Genomic DNA, 17,430 nt, shown 5'->3' with positions numbered 1-17,430 from the left:
GCTCAGCGCAACTCGGTGACCATTTCCGCCGCCAGCCGCAGGTCCTGCTCGAACAGGGCCTCGGCTGCCGGTCTGTCCGCGTCGGGCAGACGCAGCAGGTAGGATGGGTGCAGGGTGATCAGCACCGGCGTGCCGTCTTCGGTGTGCTCCACCCGTCCCCGCCGCGCCATCAGCGCCGCGCGACTTCCAGTGAGGCTCTCGGCGGCAGTCGCGCCCATGGCGAGGATCAGTTTCGGCTGCACCTGCGTGCGCTCGATGTCGAGCCACCAGCGGCAGTGCATCACCTCGCCCCGGTTCGGCGCCTGATGGATCCGGCGCTTGCCGCGCGGGGTGAATTTGAAATGCTTTACCGCATTGGTCAAATAGGCCTGCGCCCGGTCGAGCCCGGCCCGCGCCGCCACCTTGTCGAAAAGCTGCCCTGCCGGGCCGACAAACGGACGGCCTTCGAGGTCTTCGCGATCTCCGGGCTGTTCGCCCACCACCATCAGCGCCGCATCCTTCGGCCCCTCGCCGGGTACCGGCTGCGTCGCGTCCTGCCACAGCGGGCAGCGGCGGCAGCCCTGTAGCGCCTGCGCCAGATCGTCCGGTATCTCGGGCGCTAAATCCGGCGCGCCGCGCAGCCTTGCGGTGATCTTCCCGGCGCGCGCCGGGGCCAGCGTCGGTGCGGCCTCGGCCATTTCCTGTGCCCGCGCCTGTGCGCTGGCCAGAAGTTCGGGGATCAGCTGGGTTTCGGGCATATTGTGCCAGTATTTCTTTGGCATCTCCGCCTGCATCGCCCTGGGCTTCAGCCGGGCGGGATTGAAGATATTGCGGAAATAGGTGCGCCAGAGGTCTTCTGTGGCATCCTCGGGCAGATCGGGGCGCGTGGCCCCGGCGGCGAAGCGCAGATCGCCGCCCTCGAAATGCGCCGAGATATCGGGTGTGAGAATACACCAGTCCATGTCGCCGAAACGGCTGACGAAGAAGGGCGCGGTCAGCTCGACAATATGATGCGTCGGCTCGAACCACGCGGCAAAGCTGCGGCGGTTGGCACCGGGGGCGCCGATCTCGCGGAACCGAACGAAGGCGGTCATCTTGTGGCGGTCGCGGCGGACCTCTTTGGCCATCCGTTCGAGCCGGTCGATGCGCGGATCGGCGCGGTCGCTCAGCAGGCGCTTGTCCGAGCGCAGCGCCCAAAGCAGCGCATAGAGCCGGGCGAAGCGCTCGGGATCTCTGTGGCAGATCACCAGCCGCGCAAGATCGACAAAGCCGCGCGGCACAGAGGGCGGCGCGGCGGCGCCTGATGGCGGAGCTTCGGCGCCGGGGCCATTGGAAATGAGGGCATCGGAAAAGAGGCCATTGGAAAAGAGGTCAGCCGCACCCTGCCCGCGCTGCCACAGCAGCTCTTCGGGCGGGACTGAGGCGGCAAGCAGAGCCCGCGCCTCGTCGCGCCACGCCTCGAAGGTGCCGATCTCTGGCAGGCTGACGCTGCGCATCAGATCAGCTGCAACTGCTCGGGCGGCGGCGCGAAACGGGCGCGAAGATCGGCAGCATCGCTCAGCGCGCGCGGGCGCCAGTCGAGCAGCGTGATGAAGGGCTTGGCCTGTTTGAGGTTCGCCCCCATCCGCCGCAGATCGTCATAGCGCAGCGTGCGGTGGCGGCGTGTGGCAAGGATGCGCCCGACGCTCTTGGTGCCCAGCCCCGGCACCCGCAGCAGCATCTCACGCTCGGCGCGGTTCACATCGACCGGAAACAGATGCCGGTTGGTCAGCGCCCAGGCGAGCTTTGGGTCGATCTCCAGATCGAGATGCCCGCCCTTGCTCGAGGCCGCGATCTCGTCGACGTCGAAGCCATAAAAGCGCAGCAACCAGTCCGCCTGATAGAGCCGATGCTCGCGCATCAGCGGCGGCTTGATCAGCGGCAGCGCGGCGGAACTGTCGGGGATCGGCGAGAAGGCCGAGTAATAGACGCGCTTCAGCCCGTAGCTGGAGTAAAGCCGGGTCGAGCTGCGCAGAATGGTGGTGTCATCCGCCCCATCGGCGCCGACGATCATCTGCGTCGACTGCCCCGCGGGCGCAAAGCGCGGCGGGCGCTTGCCGGTAAAGCTTCGCTCCTTGCGGGCCTCGCGCTTCAGCCGCACGTCGGCCATGGCGCGGCGGATCTGCGCAGGATCCTTTTCCGGCGCGTAATCCTTCACCGCGCGGTCGGTCGGCAGTTCCACATTGATCGACAAACGGTCGGCATAGAGCCCCGCTTCCTCAATCAGTTCGGGCGCGGCATCGGGGATGGTCTTGAGGTGGATATAGCCGCGGAAGTGATGATCGAGCCGCAGCATCCGCGCGATGCGCACCATGTCGGCCATGGTCTCGTCGGGGCTGCGGATGATGCCGGACGAGAGGAACAGCCCCTCGATGTAATTGCGCCGGTAGAACTCCAGCGTCAGCGTCACCACCTCCTCGGGCGAGAACCGGGCACGGGTGACGTTGGAACTGACGCGGTTTACGCAATAGGCGCAATCATAGATGCAGAAGTTCGTCATCAGGATCTTCAGCAGGCTGATGCAGCGCCCATCGGGTGTATAGGCGTGGCAGATGCCAGAGCCGGTGGTCGAGCCGAGGCCCTTACCGTCGCGCGAATTGCGCTTCTGCCCCCCGCTGGAGGCGCAGGAGGCATCGTATTTTGCCGCGTCGGAAAGAATCGCGAGCTTCTGATCGAGGGTCATTCTTGCCATGTGTTCATGATATGTTCACATGAGCACCCGATCAACGGGGGAAGTTGCGGGGACACCGCGGCTCACGCCGAAGTGTCCCCGAAGCGGTGCCGGATCAGAGCGCGGTCCAGCCGCCGTCGACCGAGATCGTCGTGCCGGTGATCTGCTCGGCTGCGTCCGAGCACAGGAAGACCGCCGTGCCGCCGATCTGCGCGGTGGTGGCGAATTCTTTCGAGGGCTGACGCTCGAGGATCACCTTCTCGATCACCTCTTCCTCGGACATGTTGTACTTGGCGGCGGTGTCGGGGATCTGCGCCTCGACCAGCGGGGTCTTCACATAGCCCGGGCAGATGGCGTTGCAGGTGATCGGCTCTTTCGCGGTCTCCAGCGCCACGGTCTTGGTCATGCCGACGATGCCGTGCTTGGCCGAGACATAGGCTGATTTGAACGGCGAGGCGGTGAGCCCATGCGCCGAGGCGATGTTCACCACCCGACCCCAGCCCGCCTTGCGCATCATCGGCAGCGCCGCGGCGGTGGTGTGGAACGCCGAGGTAAGGTTGATGGCGATGATCGCGTCCCATTTCTCGATCGGGAACTCGTCGATCGGCGCCACATGCTGGATGCCGGCGTTGTTGACGAGGATGTCGCAGGCCCCCGCCTGCTCGATCAGCGCGCGGCATTCGTCGCCCTTGGACATATCGGCCTTGATGTAGCGCACCGGCACGCCGAACTCTTTGGACATGTCGGCGGCGAGCTGATGATCCTCGTCACGGTCGGTGAAGGAATTGAGCACCACCGACGCGCCGGCCTGCGCCAGTTCGCGCGCGACGCCGAGGCCGATGCCCGAGTTCGACCCGGTGACGATGGCTGTTTTGCCCTTGAGAGACATGCGAAAACTCCTCGATTGCTGCGGCGCCAAAATTGCACGCCTCACTGGGACCAAGGGACAACCCATCCTCCCGGTTCCCTGTCCGCCCCATTGCTCTGCTATCCAAGCGGAAGCTGCAAGCCCGGGATCGCAACGTCATCACGGATAAGTAGGCCCTGTGGATGAATGCCCCCCTAGGCAAGCGGGGCCTTGGCCTGTATGGCTCCGGGATCGCTGCCCGTCATGCCGCGCTGCCGCATTTGCAGGCAGAAGGCGCGCGTCGCAGCCCCTCTTCAACTCGTCCTTCTGGGCGGGGAAAACGGGCTGCGCCTCTTCGGAAAAGTGTTGCGAGACATAAAAAAAACGCCGGCACGAAGCCGGCGTTCAGTCATTGAGGCAGGTTTCATACAGGCAAGAAACCTATCGAGCAGTGACTTCTTTATACGCGCTTTGCCGCCGGAGTCCAACCTAAAAGTTTGAAAAGACGTAAAAGCCCCGGTAGGCTCTGAAGCCAAGAAAACAAGGGCAGAGCAGGACGGTTTCCAAGATGACCGCGAATTTTTTCAAATTCCCCTCGCTGGGAAACAGCACATTGACCGCGCTGGCGATCTGCGCCGGATTCGGCGCTGCGGCAGAGCCCATGCACGGCATCGCCATGTATGGCGCGCCCGCCCTGCCCGCCGATTTCGACCATCTGCCCTACGTCAATCCCGATGCCCCCAAGGGCGGCCGCATCGTCACCGGCGAAGTGGGCAGTTTCGACAGTCTCAACCCGCATATCCTCAAGGGTTCGGTGCCGTGGCAGCTGCGGTTTCTGGCTTATGAATCCCTTATGGGCCGCAGCTGGGATGAGCCCTTCACACTTTATTGTCTGATCTGCGAAACGGTCGAGACCTCGCCCGAGCGCGATTGGGTCGAGTTCACCCTGCGCCCCGAGGCCAAGTTCTCGGACGGCACGCCGGTGACGGTCGAGGACGTGATCTGGAGCTTCGACACGCTCGGCACTGTCGGCCATCCGCGCTATCAGGGCACGTATAACCGGATCGAGAGCATCGAAAAGACCGGCGAGCGTAGCCTGCGCTTTACCTTCAACACCCCCGATCGCGAGCTGGCGCTGATCGTCGGCATGCGTCCGATCCTCAAAAAGGCGCAATGGGAGGGCAAGGATTTCGCCGAGTCCGGCCTCGACGTGATCCCGATCACCACCGCGCCCTATGTCATCGACGATTTCGAGGCGGGGCGCTACGTCTCGCTCAAGCGCGACCCCGACTATTGGGGCAAGGATGTGCCCTTCATGAAGGGTCAGGCCAACCTCGACGAAGTGCGCATGGAGTTCTTCGGCGATGGCACCGCGATGTTCGAGGCGTTCAAGGCCGGGCTGCTCAACTCGAACCGCGAGTTCAACTCGGAGAAATGGGAAAGCCAGTACGGTTTCCCGGCGATCGAAAGCGGCGAGGTGGTCAAATCGGTGATCCCGCACGGGCGCCCCTCGGGGATGACCGGCTTTGTGATGAACACGCGCCAACCGGCCTTTGCCGACTGGCGGGTGCGCGAGGCGATGATCCAGCTGTTCAACTTCGAATATATCAACGAGACGCTGACCGGCGGCCGCCAGCCGCGCATCACCTCCTATTTCTCCAACTCCGAACTGGCGATGAAGGACGGTCCCGCCGGTGGCCGGGTGAAGGAATTGCTCGCACCTTTCGCGGACAGCCTGCCGCCGGGCGCTCTCGAGGGCTACAGCCTGCCTCAGGGCGATGGCTCGGCGCGCAATCGCGCCGGTCTGCGCAAGGCGATGGGCCTTCTGGAAGAGGCTGGCTACACCGTGCAGAACGGCGTGATGACCGGCCCCGACGGCCAGCCCTTCGGCTTCGACATCCTGCTGCCGCAGGGCGAGACCGAGGCGGGCTCGATGATCGACATCTATGTGCAGGCGCTGCAACGCTTGGGGATCGAGGTGCGCGTCGATACGGTGGATTCCGCCCAGTACAATTCGCGCACTGCCTCTTTCGATTTCGACGTCACATGGTTCCGCCGCGGTCTGTCGCTGTCGCCGGGCAATGAGCAGCGCCTCTATTGGGGTAGCGCCGCCGCCGATCAGGAGGGCTCGCGCAACCTCATGGGGATGAAGAGCCCCGCCGCCGACGCGATGATCGAAGAGCTTCTGACCGCCACCTCGCGCGACGATTTCCTCGCCGCCACGCGGGCGCTCGACCGGGTGCTCACCGCGGGGCGCTACGTCATCCCCACCTACCAGTGGAACCAGAGCTGGATTGCCCACGCCAAAGGGCTAAAATATGCCGAGCCCACCCCGGTCTACGGCGATTGGATCGACTGGCAGCCCAACGCCTGGTGGTGGGAAGACGAGACGACCAAACAATAAGACCAACACGACAACGAGAAACGAGCAGACAGTATGAAACGCCTTATCCTCATCGCCCTTCTGGCCGCCCCGCTTGCCGCTTGCGGCACCGTCGATGGCTTCGGACAGGACGTCTCGCGCGCCTCGCGCACGGTCGACAGCTGGTTCTGATCCCGGCCCCTTCCTCTTGGCAGAAATATCCCGGGGGTGCGGGGGCAGAGCCCCCGTGGTCTATCCTGCGTACGGGGGCAGAGCCCCCCGTGTCTAACCTGCGTGCGGGGGCAGTGCCCCCGCGTCACGGCTCGCCCAGCATCGGGCGCAGCCGGGTCAGCACCGCCAGCAGAAACGCCGTGCTGACCCCGAAGGTCAGCAGCCCGGTGATCGCCGCGAAGCTGCCGAAGATGCGCATCCCCTCGCCCAGCGTGATGTCGCCATAGCCCAGCGTGGTGTAGCTGACGACGGCGAAATAGAACGCCTCGTTCAGCGTCTCGAAGGCCCCGAGGCGGCGAAAGCTCGCGGCCCAGATCCAGACCTGGATCGTATGTGCCACCACCATGGCGCCGAAGGCCGCGCAGATCAGGACAAAGAGCTTCAAACGGCTGGCCTGCAATTCGGGCCGCGCGGCGTGGCGCATCAGCCGCGGCCCCACCAGCGACACCAGCCAGATCTGCACCAGCGCGCAGAGAAACAGCAGCCCGGTGCCCAGAACGATCTGTAGTCCCATCCCCATCCTGCGGCTCCCCGTGCCTCAGCGCGCTTTGAACAGGCTGCCGAGAATGCCGCGCACCAGCCTTTTGCCGGTGGTGCCCGAAAGCTCTTTCAGCACCGCCTGCCCCAGCGCCTCGCCGATGCTGTCGGGGGCGCTGTAGCGGGTGCTGCGGCTCTTGCTGCTGGAGCGGGCCCCGGCGCGCGGCGTCGGATCGTAGCGGCGCGCACGGTTATAGTCGCGCACCTCGGCTTCGATCGTTTGCTGCGCCGTGCTGGTGGTCTCGGCGGCCTCGGCCTCGCGCGCCGCGGCCTCGGCGCGGGCCTTGAGCATCTCATGCGCCGAGTTTCGATCCACCGGCGTGTCGTATTTGCCCTTGAGCGCCGAGGCGTCCATCAGCTGCGTGCGCTCGGCGTCGGTGATCGGGCCGAGCTGCGAGCTTGGCGGGCGCACCAGCGTGCGCTGCACGATGCCCGGCACGCCCTTCTTTTGCAGAAACGAGGTGACAGCCTCGCCGGTGCCAACCTCGCGGATGGTGGTTTCGGTGTCGAAGGCGGGGTTCGGGCGGTAGGTTTCGGCGGCTTGCTTGAGCGCCTTCTTGTCGCGCGCGGTGAAGGCGCGCAGCGCGTGCTGCACGCGGTTGCCAAGCTGGCCGAGGATGTCTTCGGGGATGTCATCGGGGTTCTGGGTGACGAAATAGACGCCAACCCCTTTCGAGCGGATCAGCCGCGCGACCTGCTCGACCTTGTCGACCAGCGCCTTGGGCGCGTCGTCAAACAGCAGATGCGCTTCGTCAAAAAAGAACACCAGCTTGGGCTTGTCGGGATCGCCCACCTCGGGCAGTTCCTCGAAGAGCTCCGACAGCAGCCACAAAAGGAAGGTGGCGTAGAGCCGGGGTGCGCCCATCAGCGCATCTGCTGCGAGGATGTTGATATGCCCGCGTCCGTCCGGGGCGCAGCGCATCAGATCCGCCAGATCCAGCGCCGGCTCGCCAAACAACCGCGTGCCGCCTTGGTTCTCGAGCACCAGAAGGCGCCGCTGGATCGCCCCGACCGAGGCGGTGGAGACATTGCCGTAGCGCAGGCTGAGCTCCTTGGCGTTCTGCCCGACCCAGACCAGCAGCGATTGCAGGTCCTTGAGATCGAGCAGCGGCAGCCCCTGCTCGTCCGACAGGCGGAAGGCAATGTTGAGAATGCCCTCCTGCGCCTCGGTAAGTTCCAAAAGCCGCGCCAGCAGCAGCGGGCCCATCTCGGCCACCGTGGTGCGCACCGGGTGGCCCTTGGCGCCGAAGAGATCCCAAAAGACCGCAGGGAACGCCTGATAGGTGAACTCATCATAGCCGATGGTGGCATTGCGCTCGGTGAACGGGCCATGCAGCGGCGCGCTTTCCGACCCGGCCAGCGCAAGCCCCGAAAGATCGCCCTTCACGTCCGACAGGAAGACCGGCACGCCCGCTGCGGAAAAGCCTTCTGCGAGGATCTGCAGCGTGACGGTCTTGCCGGTGCCGGTCGCCCCGGCGATGAGCCCGTGGCGATTGCCGTACTTCAGGCCAAGGTATTGTTTTTCGGAGTAGCCTTCGCCGCCACCGCCTACAAAAACGTCACTTTCCATGACCCGCCTCCGATGTCGCTTTGCTCTGCCAAATCCGGCCCGCCCCCGAGCATACAATCTTAACTCTTTGGTGCCAGTATGAAATTCGTCCGGGGCAACATGTCCTCTCCTGCCTCGGGCGAACTTCCTCCCTGTCTGACTTGCCGCGTCCGTGTTTCGGGCGCGGCCTTTTGCACAAAAGTGTAGCCCTGACCTTGCAAAGCCTGTTGACCGGTGCCGAAGAGTTTCGTAGCGTCCCGTCAATGACAAAGTCGGCCGGTCCGACAGGGAGCAAGGGAAAGGGGACCGCACGGTCCCTTTTCTCTTTTTTTTGAACTAGTTTCGCGCTTTTTTGCCGCTCTCGTGATCGCGAGGAATTCCCGACTGACACCGTTTGACGTGCATGCTAAGCGGTCAGTGAGGCAAGAATGAACGTTCAGGGGGAAACCATGACCACACCGCTTCACATTCTGCGCGTGCTGCCGCTGGCGGCTGCGCTTGTTGCGCTGCCCGCCTATGCGCAGGACACCGCCGAGACCGAAGACGCGCCCGCTGCGGCGGCAGAAGGATCTGTCGCGCCGGGCGGCCTGTCGCTGGGCGAAGACACCGGCGCTGGCGCTGCGGCCGCACCGGCGGCGGGCCAGAACCAGCCCGAAACCTATGTCAAAGCCACCCATGGCTCGTGGGAGCTTCAGTGTCTGCGCGCCCCCGAGGGCAGCGAGGCAGAAGATCCGTGCCAGATGTACCAGCTGCTGCAGGATGGCGACGGCAATAACGTTGCCGAGGTCAGCCTGTTCCGCGTCGCCAATGGTGGCCAGGTCGCGGCTGGCGGCACGTTCGTCGTGCCGCTCGAGACGCTGCTGACGCAGAAGATGACCATCGCCGTCGATGGCGGTCAGGCGAAACGCTATGATTTCTCGTTCTGCACCCCGGTGGGCTGCTACGCCCGCGTCGGCTTCACCGAAGAAGACGTGAACCGCTTCAAGGGCGGCGCAAGCGCCAAGATCACCATCGTTCCGGCGCTTGCCCCGGATCAGAAGGTCGAGCTGGACATGTCGCTGTCGGGTTTCACCGCTGGCTATGAAGAGACCAGCGCGCTGCGCCAGTAAGCGCGGCTAAGGCCCAGAAAACAAAGCCCCGGCATCGCGAGGATGCCGGGGCTTTTTTGTATTTCGGCATTTCCCGAAACTGGGGTTACCCGGCTTGGCGGATCCCGTCGAGCACCGCGTCGGCGGCGCGCTGGCCGGGGGGCGGTCCGCCCTTGCCCAGTTGCTCCATCGTGTCGCGCATCGCGGCGATCTGCTCTTGCGGGGCGTCGAGAACCCGCAGCACCGCATCAGCAATCGGTCCCGGTCTGCAGGCATCGCCCACATATTCCGGCACGCTGCGGCTGCCGGTGACGAGGTTCACAAGGTTCACCGAGTCCACCAGCATCAGCCGCGAGATGATCTGCCGCGACAGCCAGCCCATGTCATAGGCCACCACCATGGGTGTGCTGGCGGCGGCAAGCTCCAGCGCCACGGTGCCCGAGGCGGCAAGCGCCACATCGGCGGCGGCAAAGGCGGCGCGCTTCTCGGCCTTGCCCGCTTCGCCCTGCGCGCGCGGATCAAGCAGGATTGGATCCACCGGCCAGTCCGCCACGGTTTCGCGCACCAGATCGGCCACCGGCCCCGCCATGGGCAGCACGTAGCGCAATTCGGGCCGCGCATCGCTCAGCTGTTCCAGCGCCTCGCCGAAGACCGGGCCAAGGCGGCTGATCTCGGAGCGGCGCGAGCCCGGCAGGATCAGGCACAGCGGCGCATCGCCGATCCCGTGGCGCAGGCGAAACTCGGCCTCTTCGCTATGGCTCGCCTGCGGGTCGGTCACCACCGGATGGCCGACGAAATCGCAGCGCATGCCAGCAGCCTCCATATAGGGCGGCTCAAACGGCAGTAGCGCAAGCACCTGATCGATGTGTTTGGCCATCTTGGCGGCGCGCCCTGGACGCCACGCCCAGACCGTTGGGGCGACGTAATGCACCGTGCGGATGTCCGAGCGTTCCTTGACCAGCTTGGCGACGCGCAGCGAAAACTCCGGCAGATCGACGGTGATCAGCACGTCGGGCTTGGCGGCGACGATGGCATCGGCGGTCTGGCGGATGCGGGCCTTCAGCGCGCCGTAGTGGCGCAGGATCTCGGTGATGCCCATGATCGAGATCTCATCCATGGGAAAGAGGCTCTGCAGCCCCTCCTCGAGCATCCGCTCGCCGCCGATCCCCTCGAAGGAGACATCGGGCACGCGCGCCTTCAGCCCATGCATCAGAGCGCCGCCCAGACGATCGCCCGAGGGCTCGCCCGCAATGATGAAAACCTTCATGCGTCCCGCTCCCGTACCCACAGAAAGAGCCCTGCGGCATCCAGCATTTCGATCACCGCCGCGCGGTCGAGCATCATCACCCCGCCCGCTTCGATCACGATCCCCGCCAGCCCCGCGCGGATCGCGCCGACGGCGGTGTTGGGACCAATGACCGGCAGATCAGCGCGGCGCTCTTGGCCCGGTTTCGGCGCTTTGTAGAACAGCCCGCCGGGCACGGGGGGCAATTCGCCAAGCATGGCGTCGGTGCCGCGCGCATCCTCTTGCGCGACCACCTGATCGCCCGAGATGACACAGCACTGCCCGAGATCCTGAAGCCCTTGCCGGTGGCTCACCTGATCGGCCAGCGCCGCCATGGCCGCGGCGCCGTCGCCCGGCTGTGCGGCGGTCAGAACACCGGCCTCGGGCAGCAGCGCGGGCGCGGCCTCATGCGCGCCGATCACCTGAAAGCCACTGTCTTCGAGCATCCCGATGACGATCCGAAGCGCGCCATCATCGCCCCGCTTCAGCGCGCGCAGCACACGCGGCAACAGCATCAGCGTCGGCAGGTCGAGCTTAGAGAGCTTGACGTCAGGCCGACCGACCGCGCCACACATGCACACGCGGGTGACGCCACGCGCCTTCAGCCAGCGAAAGAAACTGCCCAATTGCTCGACGCGGAACAGATGATCAGGCGTGATCCTGTCGGGCGGCGAGCTTTCCATGGCGCAGACCAGCGCCGGTTCGGGCAGCGCGTCCACCACCGCCCGTGGCAGATCGCCCTGCCCTGCGATCAGCGCCAGCATGCGCTCAGCCCGGCGTCAGGAAATGACGGTCGCTGTCGCCGAGGATGAAGGCGACGATCTCGCGGACATACTCGCTCTCGGTCTCGTCGCCGAGGCGCTTGGCGCGCTCGGCGAAGGCGCCTTCGCCCTGCGCCAGCATCTGGAAGGCGGCGCGCAGCGCGGTGATGTCCGAGCGCGCGACGCCGCGGCGCTTGAGCCCCACGAGGTTCAGCCCGTCGAGCTTGCCGCGCGGTGCCTGCACAAGGCCATAGGGGATCACGTCATTGGTCACCATGGTGACCGCGCCGATGATCGCGCCGCGCCCGATGCGCACCCATTGGTGCACCCCCGAGAGCCCGCCGACGATCACGTCATCCTCGATCACGCAATGCCCCGCCAGCGCCGAGTTGTTGACCAGAATGACCCGGTCGCCGACCTGCGCGTCATGCGCCACGTGGCAGCCGGCCATGAACAGCCCGTCGTCGCCGACCCGGGTCACCCCGCCACCACCATCGGTTCCGGAGTTCATGGTCACATGCTCGCGGATGCGGTTGCGCTTGCCGATCACCAGCGCGGTCTTCTCGCCCTGGAACTTCAGGTCCTGCGGGATCTCGCCGATCACCGCGAAGGGAAAGATCACCGTGTCCTCGCCGATCTCGGTGCGGCCGGTGACCACGACGTGGCTCTTCAGCTCGACATTCGCCGCCAGCACCACCTCGGGGCCGACATGGCAGAACGGGCCGATCTTGCAGCCCGCGCCGATCTGCGCGCCGGGCTCGACATAGGCGCTGGGATGGATCACCGCCTCGGTCACGCCGGCAGGTCCATCATCGCGGTGAATTCGGCTTCGCAGGCCAGTTCGCCATCGACCTCGGCCACGCCCTCGAACTTCCAGACTTTGCCGCCCGGCTTGCCGCGCAGGGTGCGGACCTTCATCTTCAGCACATCGCCCGGCACCACCTTGCGGCGGAATTTGCACTTGTCGATGCCCATGAAGTAGACCTTCAGGTCCTTGTCCGCGAGATCGAGCGCGACGCCCACCATCACGGCGGTGGTCTGCGCCATGGCCTCGACGATGGTCACGCCCGGCATGATCGGCAGGCCGGGGAAATGGCCCTGGAAATGCGGCTCGTTCATCGTGACGTTCTTGATGCCCACGGCCGAGCTGGTGCCGTCGATCTCTTCGACCTTATCGACGAGCAGGAACGGGTAGCGATGCGGCAGGATGCGCTGGATCAGCTGGATGTCAGCGCTGAGAAGCGTCTCGGTCATCGTGGGCCTTTCAAAAGGAAAAAGTCGCCCTTCCCCTAGCAATCCCTGCGGCGCGGGGCAAGCGGCGCGGCACGTCAGGGCACGCGCGCCCGTAACGCTTTGAAACAGAGCGCGGGCGGCGGCAGCCCCTCAGGGCTTTAGCGGCCCGGCCTGAGTGTCCGGCTCTTGCGCGCTTTCGTCATCGCCCGAAAAGTCGGGCAGCGGCTCGGGATCGTCCAGCACGTCGTTGAGCCGTTCGATGGCCGCATCGGTGATGTCGATCGCCCCCGCCGACAGGAACACAGAGCGTTGGTCGAGAATGGCCAAGGCCCCGGCCTCGCGCATCAGCTGCGCCAGAACCGGCTCTGCGCTGGAGATGAACTCGCGCCTCCGCTCTTCCGAAACATTGCCCAATCTGCGCGCCTTGCTGTCCTGCGCGTCGCGCAGATCTTGCACCTTGATGTCAAAAGCATCGGCGAGCTTGCGGAACGCAACCGGGTCCATCGAGCGGCGCTTCTCCGTAAGGGATTTTTCCTCGGCGGTCAGCTCGGCTTCGATCCGGCGGTTCTCGGCGGCAATGCTCGCACCCGCAGCGTCGAGCGCGGCAGAGGTCTTCTGCCCGAAATCGCTCGAGGAATAGAGACGGTCGACCTCTATGGTCACGATCGGGCTTTGCACGATGCCCTGGCGCATATTGTCCTGCGCCAGAGCCGGTGTTGCCGCGCCGATCGCCAGTGCCAGCCCGAAAGCGGCGGCGCGCAGGGTGCTGCGCGCCATCCGATCAGAAGGTGCTGGACAGCGAGAGGCTGAAGTTCTGCTCGTTGTCATGGTCTTCCTTCGACACCGGGGTCGAGAAGTTCAGGCGCAGCGGCCCAAGCACCGAGTCCCAGAGGATCGACACGCCGATCGCAGAGCGCGCGGTGAAATCCTCATAGAGCACGTCGTTGCCATCCGCCTTGGCGAGCGTTTCGTCGGACAGGCCCCAGACCGAGCCGATATCGTAGAACACGCCACCGCTGATGCCATATTCTTCGGGCAGGCCGAGCGGGAATTCCGCGTCGAACCGCAGCGAGGCGTAGTAGTTGCCGCCCAGCGGGGAGTTGACATCATCCTCCGAGTTGTACTCGCGCGGACCGATGCCCGCGTATTCGAAGCCGCGCAGCATGCTCTCGGTGAGCATGTAGCGGTCGGTCACGCGGCTGTCGCCTTCCATGTAGTTGAGCGCCCCACCCTGCAGCGTGGCCCGCAGCGTCACCTCGTCGTTCCAGACCATGGTCTGCGCGATGGCGCGCACGTCGGTCTGGATGAACTGGGCGTCGCCGCCCGCGCCGAAGTCCTGACCGAACTCAAGCAGGATGCCGCGGTCGGTTTCCAGCCCGCTGCGACGGGTGTCATAGCTCAGCGTATAGCCGACCATGTTGTCCCAGCGTGCGTCTTCCTGCGCTTCGGCAGTCACGATGTTGCCGACCTCATCATCCTCGTCGATGATGTCGGTGTACCGCGCGGTATAGCGCACGCCGAGGCGGCCGTTTTCCGAGATCGGGAAGGTCAGGCTGGGCCGGAAAATCCCGGTCGCCGTGTCATAGTCGGCGCTGTCGTAGGAGGTTTCCTTGTAGCTCAGCGCGAGGCCGAAGGCGACGTCGCGGCCAAGGAATGCGGGCTCCACGAAGTTGAACGTATAGCTCTGGGTGCTCGACGCGGTGTTGATGCCGAAGGACAGACGCTGGCCACGGCCAAGGAAGTTCTGCTCGGCAAAAGAGATCGACGCGCCGAAACCATCGGTCGTCGAATAAGAGCCGCCAAAACCGATCGAGCCGGTGGGCTGTTCGGTGACGTTCACATCGACGATGACCTGCTGCGGGGTCGAGCCTTCGCGGGCCTCCACCTGCGCGTCCGAGAAATAGCCGAGCGCGCGGATGCGCTCTGCAGCCTCGCGGATGGCGCGCGGGTTGAACGGATCGCCCTCGGCGGTGTCGAACTGCTGACGCACAACGCGGTCAAGCGTGGTGGTGTTGCCTTCGATGTCGATGCGCTCGACGAAAATGCGCGGCCCGCGGATCAGGTTGAAGGTCACATCCAGCGTCAGATCGCGCTCATTGCGCGTCACCTGCGGCTCGATGCGCACGAAGTTCAGCCCCTGCTGGGTGGCCAGACGCTCGAGACGGATGATCTCTTTGTCGACCTCTGCGGGCGAATAGGCGCGGCCCGACTTGAGGCTCAGCGCGTTGCGGAAGCTCTCGACGTTCACTTCCGGCAGATCGCTGGCAACGCCGATGCGGCCAAAGTCGAACTGCTGGCCCTCTTCGACGTTGAAGGTCAGGAAATAGCTGTCGCGCTCTTCGGAAAGCTCGGCGTTGACGCCGGTCACGCGGAAATCGACGTAGCCGCGCGAGGCGTAGAAATCCTGCAGCAGCTGGCGGTCAAAGGCCACGCGGTCTTCGATGTAGGTGTCGCTGCGGATCACCGCGCGCAGAAGCCCGGCCTGTTTGGTTTCGATCACGCGGCGCAGGCGTCCGTCGGAATAGGCCTGGTTGCCGACAAAGCCGATACGCTCGACCTCGGTGACACCGCCTTCGAAGATCTCGAACACCAGATCGACGCGGTTGCTCGAACGGCGGATCAGCTTCGGCGTGACCTGCGCGGCGATACGGCCCTGCTGGACATAGGCCTGCGCGATCTGAGCGGCATCGGCCTCGGCCTGACGCGGGCTGTAGACGCGGCGCGACTGGGTTTTCACGATGGCGGCAAGGTCTTCGTCCTTGAGGCGGCGGTTGCCCTCAAAGGCGATCTGGTTGACCGTCGGAAACTCGGTGACTTCGATCACCAGCGTGTTGCCGCGCGGGGTGATCTCGACGCTCTCAAAGAGCCCCGATTCAACGATCCGCTGATAGGCGGCGTTGAGTTCCCCGGCATCCACGGTCTGGCCGCGAGCGATGCCCGCATAGCTCAGGATGGTGCCGGATTCGATCCGCTCGTTGCCTTCGATCTGAACCTGATTGAACGAATAGGACTGCGCGAAAACCGCTTCGGGAAGTGCCGTAAAGGTCACTGCCGCCGCAAGCGAAAGCGCCAGCGCCGAAACGCCAGCGCGGTGCGCGTAAGTCCTGATGCGGGGGCTGCCCGTCTTCTGCCCGATGCTCATGCTCGCTGTCCACTCCGCCGTGTTTTTTTTAAGTGAGTAGCGGCTGGAAGTGGTCTTGTCAAAAGACGAAACGGCGATGTCTCAAAGAGTTCCGAGGAAGGCGCCAAAATACAACGCGGCAAGGATCACCGCCGGGAAGAACATCCGTTCCCAGTTGATCGAAAGCAGCAGGCCGAGCCCGCGATAACCATTCTGTAGGGTCTGCATCTTATCCCCCGACGTGCTATACCTGAAGCTCGGGAAATATCGGTGCATTATGGCTGATTTACGGCGGGATTATGCGCCGCTCGGGAAATTTTTCGGGTGGCGGGCGAGCCCAATGGCCCGCCCTGCCCGCGCTTTGCCCGCAGTCTCCCCGATCAGGGGCAGAAAAGGTCGTTGGTCAGCGCAAAGACCATCAGGCTCAGGATCAGCACAAGGCCGACAGACATCAGCATCCGCAGCGCTTTGTCCGACGGCGGTTTGCCGGCGACGGCCTCATAGGCATAGAACACCAGATGCCCGCCATCCAGCACCGGCACCGGGAAGAGGTTCAGCAGGCCAACGGCGGTCGACAGCACCGCGATGAAGGTCAGGAAGCTCTGCCCGCCCTGCGAGGCCATGGCCCCCGAGGTCTCGGCGATGCCGATGGGGCCCGACAGGTTGCACGACGAGATGTTGCCCGCGATCATGTGCCACAGCCCCGACAGCGAGCCCGCCGCGATGTCATAGGTGCGCAGCACCGCGCCCTGCACCGCCTCGACCGGCCCGGCGGCTTCGGTGGCAGGCTCGAACACCATGCCGCCGACGATGCCGATCCGATAGACCGTCTGGAAGCCGCCATCGGGCAGCGGCTCGTCGGTCCGCTTCGGCGTCAGCGCAAGATCAAGGATCTCGCCGTTGCGCCACACCTCCAGCCCCAACGTCTCGCCATCCGAGCTTTCGACCCGCTGCTTGAGCTGGTCGAAGGCAAAGATCGGCACCCCGTCGATCGACATGATGACGTCGCCCGCCTCCATGCCTGCGTCGATGGCCGCCGAGCGCGGCACCACCTGCGAGACGACCGGCGGATAGACATAGGGGCCGGTGACCTCCATGCGCGTGCCATCGCGCTCGACGTCATAGGTGAGCGTGTTCTGCTGCGGCAGACCTTCGAGGAACGCCTCGAAGCCTTCAGCATCGTCAAAGGACGGTGTGGGCGTGCCCTCGATCCCAAGCAGCACGTCGCCGACCTGCAATTCCTGCTCGCTGGGCGTGGCACGCAGCTCACCCACGGTCAGCGGCTCGGCCACCTTGCCCTGGAACATGAAGATGCCGGTGAAAAGCAGAATGGTCAGCGCGAAGTTGAACACCGGCCCTGCCGCGACGGTGGCCGCGCGGGCCCAGAGCGGCGCGCCGGTCATGGTCTGGCGGCGCTCTTCGGCGGTCATCTGGCGCATCACCTCTTCGTCAGAGGTGCCGCTGGCGGCGTTGGAGTCGCCCTTAAACTTCACATAGCCGCCAAAGGGCAGCGCCGCGAGTTGCCAGCGCGTGCCGCGTTTGTCGACACGGCTCAGCAGAACCGGCCCGAAGCCAAGCGAAAAGACATCGGCATGGATCCCAGACCAGCGCCCGACGATGTAATGGCCGTATTCATGGATCGCGACGATCACCGAAAGCGCGATGACAAACGCCAGAAGCGTCCAGATGAGGCCTCCGAATTCCGGAAGCAACTGGGTGATCTCCAA

Annotated in this window: 16 protein-coding genes; 3 read left to right on the top strand and 13 right to left on the bottom strand. The window is 65.0% G+C overall.

Annotated features, from left to right (window positions below; all coding sequences use genetic code 11):
* Window positions 1–2 precede the first annotated feature (2 nt).
* The 3 genes from ACXAD2_RS18350 to ACXAD2_RS18340 form a co-directional block, all read right to left on the bottom strand.
* Entirely contained in the window at window positions 3–1,475 is a 1,473-nt protein-coding gene (locus tag ACXAD2_RS18350) for a UdgX family uracil-DNA binding protein (protein ID WP_475172698.1), read from the bottom strand.
* A complete protein-coding gene (locus ACXAD2_RS18345) occupies window positions 1,475–2,710 on the bottom strand; it encodes a putative DNA modification/repair radical SAM protein (RefSeq protein ID WP_475172696.1) in 1,236 nt (411 codons plus the stop codon). The genes ACXAD2_RS18350 and ACXAD2_RS18345 overlap by 1 nt, the downstream gene beginning before the upstream one ends.
* Window positions 2,711–2,804: 94 nt before the next feature.
* Entirely contained in the window at window positions 2,805–3,578 is a 774-nt protein-coding gene (locus ACXAD2_RS18340; RefSeq protein ID WP_066099916.1) for a 3-hydroxybutyrate dehydrogenase, read from the bottom strand.
* Window positions 3,579–4,104: 526 nt separating this feature from the next.
* Here ACXAD2_RS18340 and ACXAD2_RS18335 point away from each other — a divergent pair.
* Together ACXAD2_RS18335 and ACXAD2_RS18330 are read left to right on the top strand one after the other, a co-directional pair.
* Window positions 4,105–5,940 (top strand): extracellular solute-binding protein, encoded by a 1,836-nt coding sequence (locus ACXAD2_RS18335; protein ID WP_475172692.1) that lies wholly within the window; start codon window positions 4,105–4,107, stop codon window positions 5,938–5,940.
* A gap of 33 nt (window positions 5,941–5,973) precedes the next feature.
* Complete coding sequence (locus tag ACXAD2_RS18330; protein WP_066099911.1) at window positions 5,974–6,090, top strand: entericidin EcnA/B family protein; 117 nt, start codon at window positions 5,974–5,976, stop codon at window positions 6,088–6,090.
* 124 nt (window positions 6,091–6,214) lie between these two features.
* On the opposite strand, the gene ACXAD2_RS18325 is transcribed toward ACXAD2_RS18330, so the two are convergent.
* Both ACXAD2_RS18325 and ACXAD2_RS18320 read right to left on the bottom strand, forming a co-directional pair.
* Entirely contained in the window at window positions 6,215–6,649 is a 435-nt protein-coding gene (locus ACXAD2_RS18325; protein WP_475172688.1) for a potassium channel family protein, read from the bottom strand.
* A gap of 18 nt (window positions 6,650–6,667) precedes the next feature.
* Window positions 6,668–8,236 (bottom strand): helicase HerA-like domain-containing protein, encoded by a 1,569-nt coding sequence (locus ACXAD2_RS18320; protein ID WP_475172686.1) that lies wholly within the window; start codon window positions 8,234–8,236, stop codon window positions 6,668–6,670.
* A 428-nt stretch (window positions 8,237–8,664) separates the two neighbouring features.
* Between ACXAD2_RS18320 and ACXAD2_RS18315 the strand changes: the two genes are divergently transcribed.
* Window positions 8,665–9,324 (top strand): invasion associated locus B family protein, encoded by a 660-nt coding sequence (locus ACXAD2_RS18315; RefSeq protein ID WP_224900639.1) that lies wholly within the window; start codon window positions 8,665–8,667, stop codon window positions 9,322–9,324.
* A gap of 85 nt (window positions 9,325–9,409) precedes the next feature.
* On the opposite strand, the gene lpxB is transcribed toward ACXAD2_RS18315, so the two are convergent.
* The 8 genes from lpxB to rseP form a co-directional block, all read right to left on the bottom strand.
* On the bottom strand, window positions 9,410–10,570 hold the full coding sequence (gene lpxB, locus ACXAD2_RS18310) for a lipid-A-disaccharide synthase (protein WP_164179615.1): 1,161 nt from the start codon (window positions 10,568–10,570) through the stop codon (window positions 9,410–9,412).
* Window positions 10,567–11,352 carry an LpxI family protein gene (locus tag ACXAD2_RS18305; RefSeq protein WP_475172682.1) on the bottom strand — a complete coding sequence of 262 codons (786 nt, stop codon included), beginning with the start codon at window positions 11,350–11,352 and terminating at the stop codon, window positions 10,567–10,569. The genes lpxB and ACXAD2_RS18305 overlap by 4 nt, the downstream gene beginning before the upstream one ends.
* Window positions 11,353–11,356: 4 nt before the next feature.
* Window positions 11,357–12,145, bottom strand: a complete 789-nt coding sequence (gene lpxA / locus ACXAD2_RS18300) for an acyl-ACP--UDP-N-acetylglucosamine O-acyltransferase (RefSeq protein ID WP_475172680.1) — start codon at window positions 12,143–12,145, stop codon at window positions 11,357–11,359.
* Window positions 12,142–12,603 (bottom strand): 3-hydroxyacyl-ACP dehydratase FabZ, encoded by a 462-nt coding sequence (gene fabZ, locus ACXAD2_RS18295; protein ID WP_066099889.1) that lies wholly within the window; start codon window positions 12,601–12,603, stop codon window positions 12,142–12,144. The genes lpxA and fabZ overlap by 4 nt, the downstream gene beginning before the upstream one ends.
* A 129-nt stretch (window positions 12,604–12,732) precedes the next feature.
* Entirely contained in the window at window positions 12,733–13,359 is a 627-nt protein-coding gene (locus ACXAD2_RS18290) for an OmpH/Skp family outer membrane protein (protein WP_475172677.1), read from the bottom strand.
* Between the two features lie 4 nt (window positions 13,360–13,363).
* The gene (bamA, locus tag ACXAD2_RS18285) at window positions 13,364–15,724 is read right to left on the bottom strand and encodes an outer membrane protein assembly factor BamA (protein WP_475172675.1); all 2,361 of its coding nucleotides are present in this window, start codon (window positions 15,722–15,724) and stop codon (window positions 13,364–13,366) included.
* An 81-nt stretch (window positions 15,725–15,805) separates the two neighbouring features.
* Entirely contained in the window at window positions 15,806–15,931 is a 126-nt protein-coding gene (locus ACXAD2_RS18280) for a hypothetical protein (RefSeq protein ID WP_257784696.1), read from the bottom strand.
* Between the two features lie 152 nt (window positions 15,932–16,083).
* Window positions 16,084–17,430, bottom strand: coding sequence for an RIP metalloprotease RseP (rseP, locus tag ACXAD2_RS18275; protein ID WP_475172671.1), 1,347 nt, complete (start codon window positions 17,428–17,430; stop codon window positions 16,084–16,086).

The organism is Salipiger sp. ABN3_019 (assembly GCF_056158605.1).
This window is presented reverse-complemented; position numbering and strand designations above follow the sequence as displayed.